The following is a 16,482-nucleotide window of genomic DNA, read 5'->3' as shown; positions in this document are numbered from 1 at the left end:
CTGGGAGGTTTTTTCGTTTCTATCAACTACTTTTATTAAAGAGAATCATCATTAAGCCTATAATCTTCGGTAACAAGAATGGAATTCAAATGTACGTTGTTTAAGGAAGGTGCTTTGTGAAGTGGTCTGTACGGAAAAAACTCTATGCTGGTTTTGGTTGTGTCCTTGCCATCATGACAATAATGGCAGGGGCTATTTGGTCAGAAGTGACCAAGTCACATGCAGTCGCCACTGAAATTCGTAATGATGATGTCCCCGAAGTAGTGGGATATCTCATCTTAATTGATGAAGCAGGTGATGTTTATCGAGACGCAACGGGCGCTATAACCGGTGTGTCAGGTGCGTTGGGAGACTATCAAAGAAACAAACAAGAATTTGCAGATGCGATCGCTGCCGTTAAAAAACTGGAGACCCCTGGAGGGGCCGATCATCGACGTGTTGAGCAAATCGAACGCTTAATGGCTGGGTTTACCCAAGGCTTTGAACGAGACATAGTGCCACTTCTTGGTGATAAAAGTGCGCTAGAGCAAGAGATTACCGAGCTACGCAGTCTTTATGAAGAATATCTAACACCTATCGAAGCACTGCTTGATGAGGCTTCATCGGCTGAAATTACCGAGACTGATGCTTCTCTTCTTTATCTTACCGATTCGTTCGATACGATTGAAAACACCATTGTTGTGTTGTTTGTTATCGCGTTAGTCCTCACCTGCATTATTGCCTATTGGCTATCCAACTCGATAACAACCCGTTTATCTAACCTTGATTCTGTCGCGCAGAAAGTGGCAGAAGGGGATTTAACTGCGGATGATATCGTCGACAATTCGGGAGATGAGCTGGCGAATCTAGCTGGTTCAATTAATAAAATGCAGTCATCTTTGACTACACTGATTGGCTCTATCTCATCTGTTTCCAATCAGGTTCAGCATGTAACGGCTGATCTCTCGAATGTCAGCCAAGATATTGTTGCCGGAGCATCGTCGCAGGCGGATAAAGCTAACTTGATTGCGACAGCGGCAGAAGAACTCAGCTTAACTATCTCAGAAGTGGCACAACAGGGCTCAGCAACATTTGAAGAAGCACAGAAATCTGAGCAAAGTGCAGAATCTGGCCGTAATGTTATTACTGAAATGGTGGATTCCATTCAACAGGTGAGTTTGCAGATGACGGAGATGTCGACACAAATGAATGAGCTTGGCTCGCATGGTGAACAAATTGGCTCAGTCATTCGCGTTATTGAAGGCATCGCTGAGCAAACAAACTTGCTTGCCCTGAATGCAGCGATTGAAGCCGCCAGGGCAGGGGAGTTTGGTCGTGGATTTGCTGTTGTTGCTGATGAGGTTCGAGCTTTAGCGGAACGGACTACGACGGCTACCAAGGAAGTGGCTGGGATAATCCAACAGATCCAAACCGGAACGCAAGAAGCTGTGACCTATACGCAAGAGAACTGCAAACTAGTAGAGATTGGTGTTGAACGTAGTTCTGGTGCGGTTACTGCTCTGGAAGAAATTGTCGCTGGCGCAGCCAATGTTCAATCTATGGTCAACTCAATTGCCACAGCAGCAGAAGAGCAAACCGCTGTTACTAAAGAGATTGCCGCCGATATTACCGCTATTAGCGATATATCAGAGCGGTCACTGCAGTTAGCCAACAGCAGTTCCGATAATGTTAACGGTTTGAACTCTAAAGTTGCTGAGCTAGAGAGCTTAGTCAGTAAATTTAAACTGGGCTAAGTCAAGCTAGACTGGCTTTCACAAGGAGAATGGGTATACTCATGCCTCCGAAGTGGAGCCAGTCAAATGTTTGATATTTTATATACCCATCCTGACTTTATCGTCATTAACAAACACCCTAATGTTTCCGTGCATAAAGATGATGGCGATACCATGCTACTGCAAGAGGTGGCTAAGCAAACTGAGGATCTGCAGCTTTTTCTTATTCATCGGTTAGACAAAATGACGTCAGGCATCTTATTGCTCGGAAGAAACTCATCCGCTGCCAGAGAACTATCGAATCAGTTTGCTCAGCGCAACGTGGAGAAGTTCTACCTCGCCATTGGTAGCAAGAAACCAAAGAAGAAGCAGGGCTTAGTGATTGGTGATATGGAGCGTTCTCGGCGTGCTTCTTGGAAATTGATTAACACTCAAAACAACCCCGCTGTAACCCAGTTTTTTTCTACAGCCTCTTTGCCGGGAGAGCGACTGTTTCTATGTAAGCCACACACAGGTAAGACGCATCAAATTCGCGTCGCATTGAAGTCGGTCGGTTCGGGTATTGTTGGCGATCCTATATATAACGGCGGTAGTCACTCTGACCGCGGTTATTTGCACGCGTTTGCGCTTCGCTTCGAACTGAATCACCAAGCTTACGAGTTTGTATGTGACCCACGCAACAACAACGTGCTTGGCAAGAAGTGGAATGATGAAATTACCAGTCAAGGCATTGAGGCTTGGCTAAAACCTTGGGAGCTATCATGGCCGAAGATCAACAAGTAGTGCCTGCAACTATGCAGTCAGAGCAACTAGCTGTCTTTTTTGAACAACTGAAACTTCAACTCGAAATCGCACCGAATGGGGTTCGTCGCCTGTTTCATGGTCGTGGACGTAGATTCGAAGGCTTAGAACAGCTGACTTGTGATTGGATTCAAGGTCAGCTCATTGTCAGTCTGTTTAAACAGGTTAGTGACGATTTTATTGAAGAGTTAAAGCAAGGACTGACGACCTTATCTGAAAGTGAGTTGTGGCAACAGAAGCAAGGGAAAGTCATCGTTGTTCAGTATCGTTATGCTGAAGGCGCGCCGTCAGAAGTATTGTTAGGCGACTTGGACAATCGACCTGTTGTCGAAGAGTCGGGCTTAAAATATCAGCTTGATATTGGCCGTAACCAGAACTTTGGTCTGTTTCTGGATATGCGTCTTGGTCGTGACTGGGTAAAAGCGCACGCCAAACATAAAAATGTCCTTAACCTTTTTGCTTATACCTGTGGTTTTTCTGTTGCTGCAATTGAGGGCGGGGCAGACCAAGTAGTGAATGTGGATATGTCTCGCTCTTCATTATCGAAAGGGCGCGAAAACCATAAATTAAATGGTCACAACGTTAATCAAGTTAAGTTCTTAGGTTATGATATTTTCCGCTCATGGGGAAAAATCAGAAAAATGGGTCGCTATGATCTGATCGTGATTGATCCCCCTTCATTTCAAAAAGGCAGCTTTGCTTTAACTAAAGATTACAAACGTATTCTTAGAAAATTGCCAGAGCTATTAGCGGAAGGCGGTGAAGTGATTGCATGTGTTAACTCTCCTCAAGTCACAAGTCAGTTTTTAATCGACAGCATGCAGCAAGAAGCGCCGCAATTAAGCTTTGTTGAACGTTTGGATAACCCACCGGAATTTGAAGACATCGATCCTGAGGCTTCGTTAAAAGTACTCAGGTTTAAGTAAGACCAACGAACTAGAGTTGTTAAAGCGCCTACTTAGGCGCTTTTTTTGTATCTCAATAACAAGAACCTCTCGCACCTTTAAGTTAATGCAACTAACTATTGTGAGAAAATTCGCACAATAAACTGATAAATCTTGATTAGAGTGGAGAACTAACTGGATGTAATAGTTTTCATTTTGTCTCAAAAGTAAGACTTTGACCTCTCGGTGATATTTAATAGATCTATACAAGATCTATTGTTATATAAATTAATAATTAAAAATATAATTATAAGAAATTCTTTACATAGAGTTGGTAAATTTTTAATCTATTTTTGATTGAATTTATAAATTTATCCATTTTCCCTCTGGTTATATTATTTATTCGATTTAATTAAGATTTATTTTTTGATTGATTGCCTATTTTTAAATTACTAATATGCGCTCCCTAAATTATCCGAATTCATTTTTATCGGATTAAAATTAATTAAATATTGAATTTAAAACCACAATTCAGAAAGGAAAGAGCATGTTAACTAAACTATACGTACACGCTAAATTAGCCCTAGAAAACTACAAAAATGACGAGCGCGGTGTTACTGCAATTGAATACGGCCTAATTGCGGCTGGTGTTGCCGTAGTCGTTGGTGCTGCTTTCTTAGGAGAAGATAGTATTTCAACGCGCCTTAGCAACATTTTTGATTCTGTTAAGGATGCTTTAGTAGCAGGTACTCCTAAAGCTTAAGTCATTAAATTGTCTTATAAATTAGAGTGGCTAATCCTATTAGCTACTCTTTCTCTTTTTGCTATCTACATTGATATTAAAGAGAGAAAAATCAGTAATAGGGTTTGCTTCCTTATAGCAATTGTCAGCTTAGGCTACGCCTATTTATATTCTGAAGTTCAAATTATATCGCCAGTTATTATTTTGTTAGTTGGGCTATTACTTAGCCAGTTCAACATCTTAGGTGGTGGGGACTCAAAGCTTTTTGGTGCTTACTCGATCGCGATAGAGCCGCAAGTGTTGCCCATAGCTCTTATCACTATCTGTTTGGTTGGAGGCTTGGTCAGCTTGGCTTATTTGATAAAAAAAATGCTTAGTCGCAACACATTCAGTGGCATTCCCTATGGAATCGCTATTTCTGCTGGCGGGTTAGTCGGCATCGTTGCTTCTATGTAGGGAGTTCAATTGAAAAAGAAAGTAATTCTTGTTGTAGCAAGCTTTGCAGTTCTTTTTGGTCTGTTCGGACTGGCGGGAACGTTAAGCAGTTCTCCAAAATCTAATGTGCAACCTGAAACCAAAAAAGAAGTATATGTATCAGTTTGGCGCTTGAATAAAGATGTCTACCTTGGCGATAAGGTAGAGCGAAATGACATAGAGCTAGTTCGTTTACCTGAGCGTGAAGCCAATGCTTTAGGTGTGGCGAAAGATATGTCATTTGATTTTGCAACTGGGGCTATTTATGCCCAAAACCTTAGTGCTGGTGATTTGGCCTTTAAAGAGCGGATTGTTGCACCAGACCAAGAAGGTTATGTTGGTCTTGTGATTGGTGATAATCGCGTTCCTTACGCAATTAAAGTACAGCCGCAATCCATAGTTGGTGGCGTGATTACCCACGGCACAATGATTGATGTATTAGCGCTTTCTTTACCCACTGAATTCTCGCTCGAAACGGCAGAGACCCAAACCACACGTAAGCGAAATATGTTTGTTACCCCAGTACTCACTGGTGTCAAAGTATTGCAAGTAAACAAAAGCGTAATCGATGCGACTCGCACTACCCCTGCAACGAGTGAAATTAACTTAATCCTTGAGCTGACTCGTAAGCAAGTTGCGACCATTACTGTGGCAAAAAGAATCTCTGAACTTGAAGTTCATAAATCTATCGGTGAATACCAAAAGTCAGATCTCCATGCTGATGCGGGTGATGTGCTATCCAACTTCAAATCTGTGGTCGAATATCGCTCGAGCGATGTAACCATTAACTGAGGCTTCAATGAAAAAGTTACTTATCTCTCTTTGTGCCTTATTTTTTTTAGTGCCTTCTATTTCAAGCGCGCAAAGAAGTACCTATCTCTCTGAAGGTGAGATGGAAATAATCTCAGTTGGCGAAGATATAGACTCAGTCTTTATTTCCAACCCAAAAGTGGCTGACTATCAAGTGATTGATAAACGCAAAGTTGCTTTATTCGGCAAAGCCTTAGGTGAGACTGGATTCGCTGTATTTGGCACTAGCGGAAAGACACTCACTAAACGCAAGGTGACAGTGAATACCTCGCTAACAGAATTAGAAAGCCAAGTTCAACTGTTGTATCCCAATGCCAATGTAAAGTTGACGCATATCGGTGACAACGTTGTCTTAACTGGCACCGTTGCAAACGAAAAAACCAAAGATGCTATCAATCTGATGGTCGGTGAGCTGTTAGAGAAAGAGAAAGAAGAATTCACGATAGAATGGAATTATGGTGATGAAGACAATGAAATGGAGTTTATGAAGCGCTTTCATTTCACTGGCGTTGTCAATCAGATCGAAGTCGTTACCCAAAAACAAGTTAACGTAAAACTGTCGATTGCGGAAGTGTCTCACTCATTCCTTGAAGAGTTTGGTGTTCAGTACGGTAGCCAAGGCCAGAGTGCGGGTGTTTTTGTCAATCCGCTAACCTCATTTAGTGCTTCGGATATTATCTCGGTTATTACCGCTATGGGTAATGACACAGTCGGACAAATTCTCGCACAGCCGAATCTTTCCGTTATGTCTGGTGAAACGGCGAATTTCCTAGTTGGTGGTGAGCTACCAGTCGTCACTGTAGTAGATGGAACGACTAACGTTGAGTACAAAGAGTTCGGTATCCGTCTTGACCTGATGGCCAAGGTGCTTGAAGACGACAAGATTAAATTGTCGTTAATGCCAGAAGTGAGCTCGCTAGATACCCAGTACAGTAATGCTTCCTACAATTTGCCAGCATTAAAAACTCGCCGTGCCAGAACCACTGTTCAGCTTGCTGATGGTAAAAGTTTCGTTTTGGGTGGATTACTGAGTACCGAAGACAAAGAGTCGTTGAGCCAAATTCCATTTATTGGCGAAATTCCAGTGTTAGGTGCACTGTTCCGTTCTTCAGGCACTGAAAGAACACGTACCGAACTCGTGATTGTAGCGACGGTCAACCTTGTTCAGCCCGTTGAACCAAGTGCAGTTCAGCTACCAACAATGCAGAGAACCACGAGTCTTGAGCGATTTTTTAATGTTGAACCAACCTCGTCGAATAAAGAACAAAATAAATGGGCAAATGAAATCTACGCGACCGGAGGCTTCAAGCTATGAAGAAGGTAACTCGTAAATCTCTTTGGCAAGCGGTGAGTTTGTGCACGCTATTTGTTTTGGCTGGCTGCGCAGAAACGGTTGCAACCCGACAAGGTCAAGCTATTCACACCGTGCCAATGGTTTATACCTGGTCTGCTTCGTTTGAACAGGTGGGTCTAGAAAGCGCTAAGCAAGATGTACGCACACTGCTCAATAAGAACTGGGACTTAGTGGTGAACAAAGGACTGGAGATCCAATGGTCGACAAATCGAGGTAAGCAGCTGGCAACTTCGCTTCGTCAGGAGTTAATCGCGCGTGGTGTTGATATAAAGCATATCTCGTTCAGCCAAGAGAGCTTAAGTAACAGTAAGGATGTTGCTGTTCGGTTTCATTACACCAAGGTGGTCACTGAGCTGTGCACGCCAAGTAAAATCGGCCAGTTCGGCGCGTACTCTGAAGGTTGCTTTGCTGAAAATGCGCGTTGGCAAGCAATGGTAAATCCAGAAAAAATGCTGTCACCACAGCCTATTGCTAAGTAGGGGACAAATTTATGTTTGATTTAGTCGACAAGCTGCAAAGCAAGCCTCTAGAGGATACGGTTAAAAAAGAGACCATTACCTCGGTATTGTTTCATCAAACCCAAGAATGTGTCGATCTGGTTGATGAAGCCTTTCGTTTTGAGAACATTAATGTTCCCACTATGGTGCCAAACGGCGATGAAAAGATTAAACAGCATGTGCGTGAGTCTCTGGTAGAGATCGTCATTGTGGAGTTGAACCTTAGTGAAAACGTCACTAAGGATATGGAGCGAATCAGTCACTTGCTGCCCAACAGTGCTTCGGTGATTGTTATTGGTAGCGAAGACGCAATTTCTACCATTCGTAACTTAAAAGAGATGGGCTTTTACTATGTGTTTTGGCCAATCACTAAACAAGAGCTGATAGATTTTGTTCGTAACGTAAACAATAATCGCCAACGAAATTCTGGTTTAGGTAAGGATCGCACAGCAAAAAAAGTCGGTATTTGGGGTACAAAAGGTGGTGTCGGCGCAACCATGTTGACCGCTGAAATTGCTTTTGAACTATCGAACCTAAAAAAATCGAGTAGTTTGGTGGTCGATCATGATTTTCGTGGCGGCAATTTGGATATCTTCTTGGGTCTTAAGCGATTTGAGAAGAAACCCGTTACGAGAGCCTCGCTCGCATCAAGCGTTGATACAACCTATGCCACAAGCATGGTGAAAAAGGTCGACAACATGTTAGCGGTCATGTCGCTTGAATCGGATGACCTTAATGAGCTAGAGCTGAAAGAGTACGTTCGCACGCTAACGGCAGAGCTTGCCGGCAATTACAACTTCATTATCGAAGATTTGTCCCGAGCGAGTAACTCTAAGCAAGATCTCGATTATATCTCAACGTCCTGCGATGTGATTGTGTTGCTAATAGAGCCAACGGTCTCTAGTGTTCGCGAAGCTAAGCGTACGATGCGTAGCTTGGAAATGGCGGATTCTAACGCGCGTTGCTTGTTTGTTCTGAACTACACCATTGCAGAAAAAGCCGCAACGATTAGCCCTGCTGACATTAAAGAGTTTTTAGGTCGTGAGCCTGACGTAGTTCTGCCGAATGAGCCAAGAATGAGTAAGCTGGTCTTGGAGCAAAAGCACATCTACCAGCATGACTATCCAGTCAGCCAAAACCTGCATAAGCTCACCGCGATGCTGCTTGGTCAATCCGATGAAGGCGACAAAAACAGTTGGCTACGTCGCATGCTTAAGCGAGGCAAATAATGGACATCAATAAATCAGCTTATGTACAGATCCGCAAACAGATCTTCGAAGCGCTAGATGCTGAAGTTGTTCAAAGCCTGTCTAAAGAGGCACTAACGGTTCAGCTATCTAACGCCGTCGATATGTTGATCGACAAACTTGGATTTTCTGTGGCAAGTGTCATCCGTCGTGAATATGTCAAAGGGCTTGTTGATGAGTTGCACGGACTAGGTCCTTTGCAATCTTTAATGGAAGATGAGTCGATCAGTGACATCATGATCAATGGCTGTGACAAGGTGTTTGTCGAGCGCTACGGCTTGGTAGAGAAAGCCAATGTCTCCTTTATTGACGAAGACCAGCTACAGCAAATTGCTAAACGTATCGCTAGCCGAGTCGGCAGACGTGTTGATGAATCTTCGCCAACCTGCGATGCCCGCTTGCCTGATGGAAGTCGCGTTAATATCGTTATTCCACCTATTGCGATTGATGGTACGTCAATCTCAATCCGAAAATTTAAAAAGCAATCAATAGAGCTATCTGAACTGGTTGAATTTGGCGCGATGAGCCCTGAGATGGCACGCATCTTAATGATTGCTGCTCGCTGTCGACTCAATATCTTGATATCTGGTGGCACGGGTTCAGGTAAGACAACCATGCTTAATGCATTGTCTCAATACGTCTCAGAGAAAGAGCGCATTGTGACTATCGAAGATGCGGCAGAACTGAAACTGTTGCAGCCACACGTTGTGCGTTTGGAAACTCGTACTGCAGGTATCGAAGGTTCAGGTGCGATTAATCAGCGCGACTTAGTGATTAACTCACTACGTATGCGTCCTGATCGGATCATAGTTGGAGAATGTCGTGGTGCAGAAGCGTTTGAAATGCTTCAGGCTATGAATACCGGCCACGATGGTTCTATGTCTACTCTGCACGCCAATACACCCCGAGATGCACTGGCAAGGGTAGAGTCAATGGTGATGATGGCGACAAGCAGTTTGCCATTAGAGGCGATTCGCCGGACGATTGTTAGTGCAGTCGATCTCGTGGTGCAAATCAGTCGCTTGCACGATGGAAGCCGAAAAGTGATGAGTATTACCGAAGTTGTTGGTATCGAAGGCTCAAACGTTGTATTGGAAGAAATGTTCCGTTTTCAGCCTGCTTCAATGGGCAATGAAGATGGCAAAATTCGCGGGCGCTTTGTCACTGCGGGCCTTATGCAGCGTTCGGTTCTGGTTGAGAAAGCCAAATACTTTGGTCTAGAGCAACAGCTAACCGAAGCCTTTAATGTTGGTGAACCTGCATGATCTATTGGTTGGCCTTGATTATTGGCGGATTGACCTTGCTGGTAGTGTTTTGGCCCAGAAAAAGCGAGCAAAAAAACTACTATTTGGAAGAAGCAAACACATCGTTAATGGTTAGTTCCATTGATGAGGCTCAACAAGCCGTTGACCTTAAAGCGCTTTCTGACAAAACCTTCATCGATGTACTGAAAGCAAGAAGCAAAAACGTAAAGCGTCAGTTAGGCAAAATGGCTGAGGTGAAATTGACTATCTTTAGCCTCGTCTTAGTGGTTGGCGGAGTAGTGCTCAATAATAAGTACTTGCAGACAAACTTGTTGGTGGTTGTTTCAAGTGTGTTAGTGCTTGGTTGGGTATTTGGCTATTTATGGTTGCAAAAGCGTCAGCGCCAGGCTTTCGAAAGTGCCTTCCCTGATGCGTTAAATATGCTTTCTAGTGCGGTAAGTTCGGGTGAGAGTATTATGCACGCTATCATTTATGTCGGACGTACTCTACAGGGTGAAGTTGGTAATGAATTTAAGCGTATGGGGGAGAGGCTTCAGCTTGGAGAAACACCAGACAACGTGTTCCGTAAATCTTGTGACCGCTTTCCATATCCCTCTTTCTATTTTTTCGTTATAACCTTGCGCGCAAACATGCAGCGTGGTGGTCAGTTGAAAGATGTTATTGCGCGCTTAAATCGACTCATGTTTGATGCGAGAGCAATAGAGAAGAAGAAATATGCTTTGACTGCGGAAGCGCGGATGTCGGCGAAAATCGTCGCGGTGATCCCTTTTTCAGTGTTGTTCTTACTCCAGTTTGTCAGCCCTGACAATTTTGAGTTCTTGCTATTTGATCCGGCAGGAAAGCCCATCCTTTACTACTTGATTGGCAGTGAATTTATCGGTCTGTTGATTGTTTGGATGTTGATGAGAGGGGCGCAAAGATAATGTCAGCGCATTTGATCATTTTTATCACCCTTGTGCTTATCACCCTAGGTATCGCGATTGTCGGTTACCAGATCTGGAGTACGGCCAAGCGTCGTAAGATGCTAAAAACCTACGCGTTACTGGACGATAAAAGCCAAGAAAAGAAACACGATACTGATAGCCACCTAGAGCAGGCATTAGAAAAACTGACTTCTTCATTCTCTTCACAGGAAGATGACATTAAGGAGAAGTTAGAGGAGGCAGGTCTACACAATCAGAATTTAGCTAAGTACTACATGCACTTTAAGTATGGTGTATCAATACTCGGTGTTTTTCTTATCTACCTTGTAGCAAATATGTACTCATTGCCTTCTTCAAAAATGATAGCGGGTATGGCCGTTTGGTTTATTGCGTGCATCATTATTCCTGACTCGTTACTCGCAGCAAGAAAAAAGGCGCGCCAGCAACGTATTTCCGGACAGTTACCTTATTTGCTTGATCTGATGGCCATTTGTGTTCAAACCGGCATGACGCTAGAAGCAACCATTAAATATCTCTCTATAGAGCTAAGGGCGTTTGATAAAGAACTTGCTCTGCTACTGGCTAAAGTGGATGACCGAGCAAAAATTGTCAGCCTAGAGAGGGCGTTAGACGAACTGTATGAAAAACTGCCGACACCTGAGATCCGTAGTTTTGTCATGACCTTAAAACAGAGCCTGCAATATGGCTCATCCATTTATCAAGTGCTCACCACGCTTGCGTCAGATATTCGTGACGTCAACATGCTTGCGGCTGAAGAGCGCATTGGCAAACTGGCTGCAAAAATGTCTATGCCATTGATTGTATTCATCATGATGCCGATTGTGGTGATCATCTTGGCACCTGCTGTAATGAGGTTTATGGACCATGTATAAATTAATGCTGTTATCAGCTTTGCTACTGAGTGGTTGTGCAACCACACAGACTTCTGACCCTAGTTCAGTGATTAATGCGAATAAAGAGCAGATGTATGTTGAAGCAAACAACCAAGAAAAACTCATTGAGTTTTACAAGCAAGAGTTGCGCGAGCAGGAAAGTGCTGACACGCGTATTAAGCTAGCGCGCACCTATTTAGCGATAGAAGATCCAGAGTCAGCGATTTTTGCTATCAGTCAACTTAATGAAAAATCGAAAGGTTTTGATGCTTATCTGATATTAGCCAAAGCTCACTTTCAGTTAGGCGAGATCGATCCGTCAGTTGAGATTGTATCCACAGCATTGTCGTTAAACCCTAAGAGTGGTGAAGCGTATAATCTTGCTGGCGTCTTAGCTGCGGTGGAAGGGAAATTTGAGCTAGCGGAGCAGTATTTCATCGAGGCAAGAAAACTGTTTTATGCCGATGACGCAGTGAAAAACAACCTAGCGACCCTGTATCTGATTCAGGGCCACTACAAACGTAGTTACGACTTATTGCTTTCTGTTTATCAGGCTAATCCAAAAGATGCCAAAACCGAAGCCAACTTGGTCATCGCTTTGGTGAAGTTAGGCGATCTTGACCAAGCTCAGCAAATGCTTGAAGACAAATATGATCATAAACAGACACAGCAAATCATAAACTCAATCCGCGTTGGTGATTTCAGCAATGCGAACTTTGAGTCTTAAGCCATGTTAATTCTACACAAACAACGCGGTGTAGCGTCTATAGAGTTTGGCCTTGGTTTTATGGCGTTTTTTTTGATGATTATGCTCTGGGCTGAAATGGGTTATTTGGCTTACGTTTCCTCCGCTAATGACCTTGCAATTGCTGAAGCTTCACGCAGTGCTAAAACCACCAATATGGCTGCTAGTCGCAGCTCTCAGCAATCGCAGTTTATGGCTGATTTCAAACGAGCTGTTCGTGAACAAGCTGGGGCGTTAGGCAATATCATTGACCCAGATAAATACAAACTCACCGTACACTACTTTGCTTCGATCGATGAGTTAGGCCAGCACAATGGAGCTATTGATGACACCTGCTCGCAGAACGAAAGTCAAAGCGAAGCGGAGTGTGGAAATCCTACAGACAGTGCGCTTGCGATATATAGAGTCGAATATGACTACACGCCAATGCTCGCCTTCTTTATGCAAGGGAGTAGCAGCCTGACAAGAGAAGTCGTTGTAATTCAGGAGTTCGAGCGTGATCAATTTAAAATCTAACCAACGTGGTGTGTTCTCTATCGAGTTTGCTTTGCTTGGGGTCGTATTCTCTACCATGTTGATCTTTACTGCTGACATTGTCGTTAAACTCTCGGTGCAAGGAAAGCTAGATAGATTGTCCTATTCCCTGGTCAATGTGATCAAAGAGCGTACTCAGTTCTATGGTAAAGACAATTACGATATCGATAACAAGATGGTCACCGATATTTATAAGATAGCCACAGGTTCAATGAAGAGAACCATGGGCAGTTATCAGGCAAGTAATGTGGGTGGCGAGTTTGAACTGCTGACTTTTGATCTTAACGGTAAGCCATCTACGACCCAAATCTCCAAAGGAACTGGGTGCTCATTGGGACAAACAATCTCACAGCAGGAAGACCTTTCCATGGTGACTTCATGGGGCCGCCGCGCAACCTTGTATCGCGTGACGCTATGTTACGAAACCGACAATTGGGCAGGGCCTTTGTTTGATGAAGAGTTTACCACTATACAATCATCTTCTTTGATGATGGGGCGTTAATCATGCACAGCTCTAGAAGAAAACAGAGTGGGCACGCTGCTCTGCTATTTGCTCTGATCATTCCCGGAATGTGGGGATTTTTCACGCTCGCCATTGATGGTTCGCGTGCACTGCAAACCAAAGCACGGCTAGGGGACGCCTCCGAAGTCGCCGCCTTGGCCTTAGCGGCGAGGAATAGCTCAAACCTTATTGAAAACAGAAAATTAGCTGAAGATTACATTAGTACATATGTGCCTGATTCGGATATCTCGATTACTAAGGTTGAAAGAAGTGAGTGTCACGTTTCTGACAATCTCGATTGTGATGGCGCTAACCGATATTCACAATATTCGCTAGAAGTGTCGATCAACCAAGATGCTTGGCTACCAACACAGGAATTTGTCGGTTTTGGTGACAACTATGATGTCGCGCATGCTGCGACGGCCCGCAAGTATCAAGGTGATAGTATCGATGTGTCGTTTGTTATGGATTACTCCGGCTCAATGAATGAAAGGTGGCAAGGTAAACCGAAATACAAGCATGTTCGTGACATCATCAATTCTGTTCTGAAAGAGTTAGAAAGTTATCAGGGCATACAAGAGATCAAAAACAAGGTTTCCTTAGTCCCTTATTCAGAGTTTACAGCGCGACCAAAAGACAACTTTTCTTGTGGCTGGGGGAAACCTAAGCCTATGAAGTTTGTTGATGAGCTCTACTACAAAAAAAAGAACGGTAAATACAAACTTGATGCGCAGAAAACGGTTGATAGATGGCAGCAAAGCCGAGCGAATGACAAAAGTATGGTATGCGCCCATAACTTATATGATAGCTCTACTACTCGATATAAGAACGTTTCATTTACCGATAACTTCGACCTACTGAGATCTGAGATGAACCAATTTAGCCCAGGAGGAGCTACGGCTTCTTACCAAGGGATCATCAAATCGGCACAGTACTTTGGGCAGCTATCCGATCCTAACCCGCGCCAGCTTATGGTTATTTTATCTGATGGTGATGATACTAACGGTGGAAATGGCCCTATGAGTAGCCGTGAACCTGTGCCAACCAAAGCCCTTATTAATCAGGGTCTGTGCGATGATATTCGCGCAGAGTTAAATAGCCGTAAAACATCGGACAATAGACCTGTGACATTCCAAATCGCTTTGATCGGATTTGACTATAAAGTAGGGAGAAACCCATTAACTCAATGTGTTGGCGAAGACAATGTCTATGACGCCGCTAACCCTGATGAACTTTTGGACATCATCCTTAACCTAATTTCAGAAGAAATCGGACACTTAAAATGATCTTTAAATTCAACAAGCTCTTTATTGTTTCGGCGCTCGTTTCTAGCTCAACAGTCATCGCCAATGACGCTAACATTGCCTTTGAGCAAATATGCGGAACTCAGTCAGGAGCGACTTATATTCAGGTTGAGTCTGGTACGCCGATTTCTGTCATTCCGAATGCAGGAAATATGTATCAGGTACAAACTGAAGCAAAAGAGCTAGACACTCGCCACTTTGTCGATCGATTTGCTAGCCAGTTTGATCTTGAGCGAGAGTGTGCCGAGTATTTAGTCAGCAATGGTCAGATTGTTTCTGGTCAGTCTGGTGATCTGTTAGCGAGTGTTAATTTTGACTTTGACCGTGCGAATCTAACGCCAGTGTCGAAGCAAATTCTTGATCGAATTATTAAAATAGCAGACTCACCAAGTAATGAGTTTGTATTGACTGGGCATACCGATAGCACAGGACCACAGGAATATAACTTTCAGTTAGGCTTAAAGCGTGCAGGCAGCGTACAGGCGTATTTAACAGAGCAAGGGCTAGATAACACTCAAATTGAATCAAAAGGTGAAACAGATCCCAAGGCGAGCAATGCCACTTCACAAGGGCGCGAACAAAATCGCCGTGTCGAAGTTACTTTATAGATAGTAAATGAGGCGCTAAGGCGCCTCATTTAATGTTTGGAAGCCAGAATAAATACGGGTGAAAGTTGTAAACCAGCATGCAGCACCAAAGAGGAAAGCGATTACAGCGAAATGCTGAGGCAATAGGCAAAACAGAATAAAGCAGCCTATTGTTTCGGTTCCTTCGGTGAGCCCACTCATGTAATAGAGTGACTTATTCTTGTAGACAGGGTTGTCGATGCCGCGTTTTCCGGCCATCACTGCAAAAGCTAAAAAACTTGTCCCCGTGCCGATAAAAGAAAAAATCAGAAACGCGCCGGCAACTGCGTTTTGCTCTGGATTAGCAAGCACAAAGCCAAATGGGATCAGCGAGTAAAATAGGAAATCTAAGCTAATATCGAGAAAGCCACCCGCATCCGAAATCCCTTGAATACGTGCCAATGCTCCATCAAGCCCATCACATATCCGATTAAGGGCGATAAAGATCAAAGCCAAGGTGTACTGTTCTGCTATCAAAGCAGGAAAGGCCAAACAACCTAAAGCAAAGCCAAACAGTGTTGTCTGGTTGGCGGTAACCCCAAGCTTATCCAGTAGCTTGGCTGACTGAGCCAAAGGCCAACGAATAACCTTGATACTAAAACGATCAAGCATGCTTTGCCTCCCACGGCCAAGTGATGCAGCGACTATCAGCTGGAACATCTTCGTCATCGTGAGTGACCATTAATGCAGGAATATTCGCTTCTTTTAATTGGTCAACAACCCAAGCGCGGAATTGTTCGCGTAGTTCTTTATCTAATTTGCTGTAGGGCTCGTCTAACAAAGCAACTTTAGGTTGTGCCAGCAGCATACGAGTTAACGCAATACGAGCACGTTGACCGCCCGAGATCTGATCGGGAAACGACTCAGCAAGTTTAGATAATGATATGTTCTTGAGTGCTTGCAGTGCTTTTTCTTTTCTCTGCGCCCCTTTGATCGAATCAGGTAGCGCAAACGCCAAGTTTTCCCACACGGTTAAATGGGGAAAGAGCAAGTCATCTTGGAACAGGATACCAACCTGACGCTTGTGGGCAGGCATGCTATCAAGGCGCTGATCGCTCAATGTTACAGAACCTGAGTAATCAAATTCTGATGACAAGTGACCAGCAATCGCATCAAGCAAGGTGGATTTACCGCAGCCACTTGGGCCCATTAATGTAACTATCTCTCCC

Annotated in this window: 19 protein-coding genes; 17 read left to right on the top strand and 2 right to left on the bottom strand. The window is 43.8% G+C overall.

The features are described 5' to 3' along the window. Nucleotides 1-116: 116 nt before the first annotated feature. The 17 genes from AC6R00_RS13325 (at nt 117) to AC6R00_RS13245 (ending at nt 15,295) form a co-directional block, all read left to right on the top strand. Nucleotides 117-1,733: a methyl-accepting chemotaxis protein gene (locus AC6R00_RS13325; protein ID WP_500640704.1), complete on the top strand. Its 1,617-nt coding sequence runs from the start codon at nt 117-119 to the stop codon at nt 1,731-1,733. Nucleotides 1,734-1,799: 66 nt separating this feature from the next. Next, complete coding sequence (locus AC6R00_RS13320) at nt 1,800-2,495, top strand: TIGR01621 family pseudouridine synthase (RefSeq protein WP_500640703.1); 696 nt, start codon at nt 1,800-1,802, stop codon at nt 2,493-2,495. 11 nt (nt 2,496-2,506) lie between these two features. Then, nucleotides 2,507-3,439 (top strand): class I SAM-dependent methyltransferase, encoded by a 933-nt coding sequence (locus AC6R00_RS13315; RefSeq protein ID WP_500640903.1) that lies wholly within the window; start codon nt 2,507-2,509, stop codon nt 3,437-3,439. Nucleotides 3,440-3,944: 505 nt separating this feature from the next. After that, entirely contained in the window at nt 3,945-4,160 is a 216-nt protein-coding gene (locus AC6R00_RS13310) for a Flp family type IVb pilin (protein ID WP_004748017.1), read from the top strand. A gap of 9 nt (nt 4,161-4,169) precedes the next feature. After that, entirely contained in the window at nt 4,170-4,595 is a 426-nt protein-coding gene (locus AC6R00_RS13305) for an A24 family peptidase (protein WP_500640702.1), read from the top strand. Nucleotides 4,596-4,604: 9 nt separating this feature from the next. Beyond that, complete coding sequence (gene cpaB, locus AC6R00_RS13300; RefSeq protein WP_500640701.1) at nt 4,605-5,405, top strand: Flp pilus assembly protein CpaB; 801 nt, start codon at nt 4,605-4,607, stop codon at nt 5,403-5,405. A gap of 7 nt (nt 5,406-5,412) precedes the next feature. Next, nucleotides 5,413-6,738 (top strand): type II and III secretion system protein family protein, encoded by a 1,326-nt coding sequence (locus AC6R00_RS13295; protein WP_500640700.1) that lies wholly within the window; start codon nt 5,413-5,415, stop codon nt 6,736-6,738. Then, nucleotides 6,735-7,256, top strand: a complete 522-nt coding sequence (locus tag AC6R00_RS13290; protein ID WP_500640699.1) for a hypothetical protein — start codon at nt 6,735-6,737, stop codon at nt 7,254-7,256. Before AC6R00_RS13295 ends, AC6R00_RS13290 begins: the two co-directional genes overlap by 4 nt. A gap of 11 nt (nt 7,257-7,267) precedes the next feature. Beyond that, nucleotides 7,268-8,503: a CpaE/TadZ family protein gene (locus AC6R00_RS13285; protein ID WP_500640698.1), complete on the top strand. Its 1,236-nt coding sequence runs from the start codon at nt 7,268-7,270 to the stop codon at nt 8,501-8,503. Continuing rightward, entirely contained in the window at nt 8,503-9,786 is a 1,284-nt protein-coding gene (locus tag AC6R00_RS13280) for a TadA family conjugal transfer-associated ATPase (protein ID WP_272786843.1), read from the top strand. Before AC6R00_RS13285 ends, AC6R00_RS13280 begins: the two co-directional genes overlap by 1 nt. After that, on the top strand, nt 9,783-10,709 hold the full coding sequence (locus AC6R00_RS13275; protein ID WP_500640697.1) for a type II secretion system F family protein: 927 nt from the start codon (nt 9,783-9,785) through the stop codon (nt 10,707-10,709). Before AC6R00_RS13280 ends, AC6R00_RS13275 begins: the two co-directional genes overlap by 4 nt. Continuing rightward, entirely contained in the window at nt 10,709-11,602 is an 894-nt protein-coding gene (locus tag AC6R00_RS13270) for a type II secretion system F family protein (protein WP_500640696.1), read from the top strand. The genes AC6R00_RS13275 and AC6R00_RS13270 overlap by 1 nt, the downstream gene beginning before the upstream one ends. A gap of 4 nt (nt 11,603-11,606) precedes the next feature. Continuing rightward, complete coding sequence (locus AC6R00_RS13265) at nt 11,607-12,329, top strand: tetratricopeptide repeat protein (RefSeq protein ID WP_500640695.1); 723 nt, start codon at nt 11,607-11,609, stop codon at nt 12,327-12,329. Nucleotides 12,330-12,332: 3 nt separating this feature from the next. After that, nucleotides 12,333-12,863, top strand: a complete 531-nt coding sequence (locus tag AC6R00_RS13260) for a TadE/TadG family type IV pilus assembly protein (RefSeq protein ID WP_500640694.1) — start codon at nt 12,333-12,335, stop codon at nt 12,861-12,863. Next, on the top strand, nt 12,844-13,383 hold the full coding sequence (tadF, locus tag AC6R00_RS13255) for a tight adherence pilus pseudopilin TadF (protein ID WP_500640693.1): 540 nt from the start codon (nt 12,844-12,846) through the stop codon (nt 13,381-13,383). Before AC6R00_RS13260 ends, tadF begins: the two co-directional genes overlap by 20 nt. A 2-nt stretch (nt 13,384-13,385) precedes the next feature. Further along, nucleotides 13,386-14,669, top strand: coding sequence for a pilus assembly protein TadG-related protein (locus tag AC6R00_RS13250; protein ID WP_500640692.1), 1,284 nt, complete (start codon nt 13,386-13,388; stop codon nt 14,667-14,669). Beyond that, nucleotides 14,666-15,295 carry an OmpA family protein gene (locus tag AC6R00_RS13245; RefSeq protein WP_500640691.1) on the top strand — a complete coding sequence of 210 codons (630 nt, stop codon included), beginning with the start codon at nt 14,666-14,668 and terminating at the stop codon, nt 15,293-15,295. Before AC6R00_RS13250 ends, AC6R00_RS13245 begins: the two co-directional genes overlap by 4 nt. 15 nt (nt 15,296-15,310) lie before the next feature. Here AC6R00_RS13245 and AC6R00_RS13240 read toward each other — a convergent pair whose 3' ends face one another. Together AC6R00_RS13240 and AC6R00_RS13235 are read right to left on the bottom strand one after the other, a co-directional pair. Further along, entirely contained in the window at nt 15,311-15,925 is a 615-nt protein-coding gene (locus tag AC6R00_RS13240; RefSeq protein WP_500640690.1) for a CDP-alcohol phosphatidyltransferase family protein, read from the bottom strand. Next, on the bottom strand, nt 15,918-16,482 hold a 565-nt coding region (locus AC6R00_RS13235; protein ID WP_500640689.1), incomplete at its 5' end, for an ATP-binding cassette domain-containing protein. The genes AC6R00_RS13235 and AC6R00_RS13240, both read right to left, overlap by 8 nt.

The organism is Vibrio sp. R10-SF1-ISO8 (genome assembly GCF_059833805.1).
This window is presented reverse-complemented; position numbering and strand designations above follow the sequence as displayed.

Coding starts and splice junctions, on each gene's coding strand:
- AC6R00_RS13275 (WP_500640697.1), top strand. CDS start 9,783: ATGATCTATTGGTTGGCCTTGATTATTGGCGGATTGACCTTGCTGGTA.
- AC6R00_RS13295 (WP_500640700.1), top strand. CDS start 5,413: ATGAAAAAGTTACTTATCTCTCTTTGTGCCTTATTTTTTTTAGTGCCT.
- AC6R00_RS13280 (WP_272786843.1), top strand. CDS start 8,503: ATGGACATCAATAAATCAGCTTATGTACAGATCCGCAAACAGATCTTC.
- AC6R00_RS13320 (WP_500640703.1), top strand. CDS start 1,800: ATGTTTGATATTTTATATACCCATCCTGACTTTATCGTCATTAACAAA.
- AC6R00_RS13285 (WP_500640698.1), top strand. CDS start 7,268: ATGTTTGATTTAGTCGACAAGCTGCAAAGCAAGCCTCTAGAGGATACG.
- AC6R00_RS13245 (WP_500640691.1), top strand. CDS start 14,666: ATGATCTTTAAATTCAACAAGCTCTTTATTGTTTCGGCGCTCGTTTCT.
- AC6R00_RS13310 (WP_004748017.1), top strand. CDS start 3,945: ATGTTAACTAAACTATACGTACACGCTAAATTAGCCCTAGAAAACTAC.
- AC6R00_RS13265 (WP_500640695.1), top strand. CDS start 11,607: ATGCTGTTATCAGCTTTGCTACTGAGTGGTTGTGCAACCACACAGACT.
- AC6R00_RS13260 (WP_500640694.1), top strand. CDS start 12,333: ATGTTAATTCTACACAAACAACGCGGTGTAGCGTCTATAGAGTTTGGC.
- AC6R00_RS13250 (WP_500640692.1), top strand. CDS start 13,386: ATGCACAGCTCTAGAAGAAAACAGAGTGGGCACGCTGCTCTGCTATTT.
- AC6R00_RS13290 (WP_500640699.1), top strand. CDS start 6,735: ATGAAGAAGGTAACTCGTAAATCTCTTTGGCAAGCGGTGAGTTTGTGC.
- AC6R00_RS13240 (WP_500640690.1), bottom strand. CDS start 15,925: ATGCTTGATCGTTTTAGTATCAAGGTTATTCGTTGGCCTTTGGCTCAG.
- AC6R00_RS13315 (WP_500640903.1), top strand. CDS start 2,507: ATGCAGTCAGAGCAACTAGCTGTCTTTTTTGAACAACTGAAACTTCAA.
- AC6R00_RS13270 (WP_500640696.1), top strand. CDS start 10,709: ATGTCAGCGCATTTGATCATTTTTATCACCCTTGTGCTTATCACCCTA.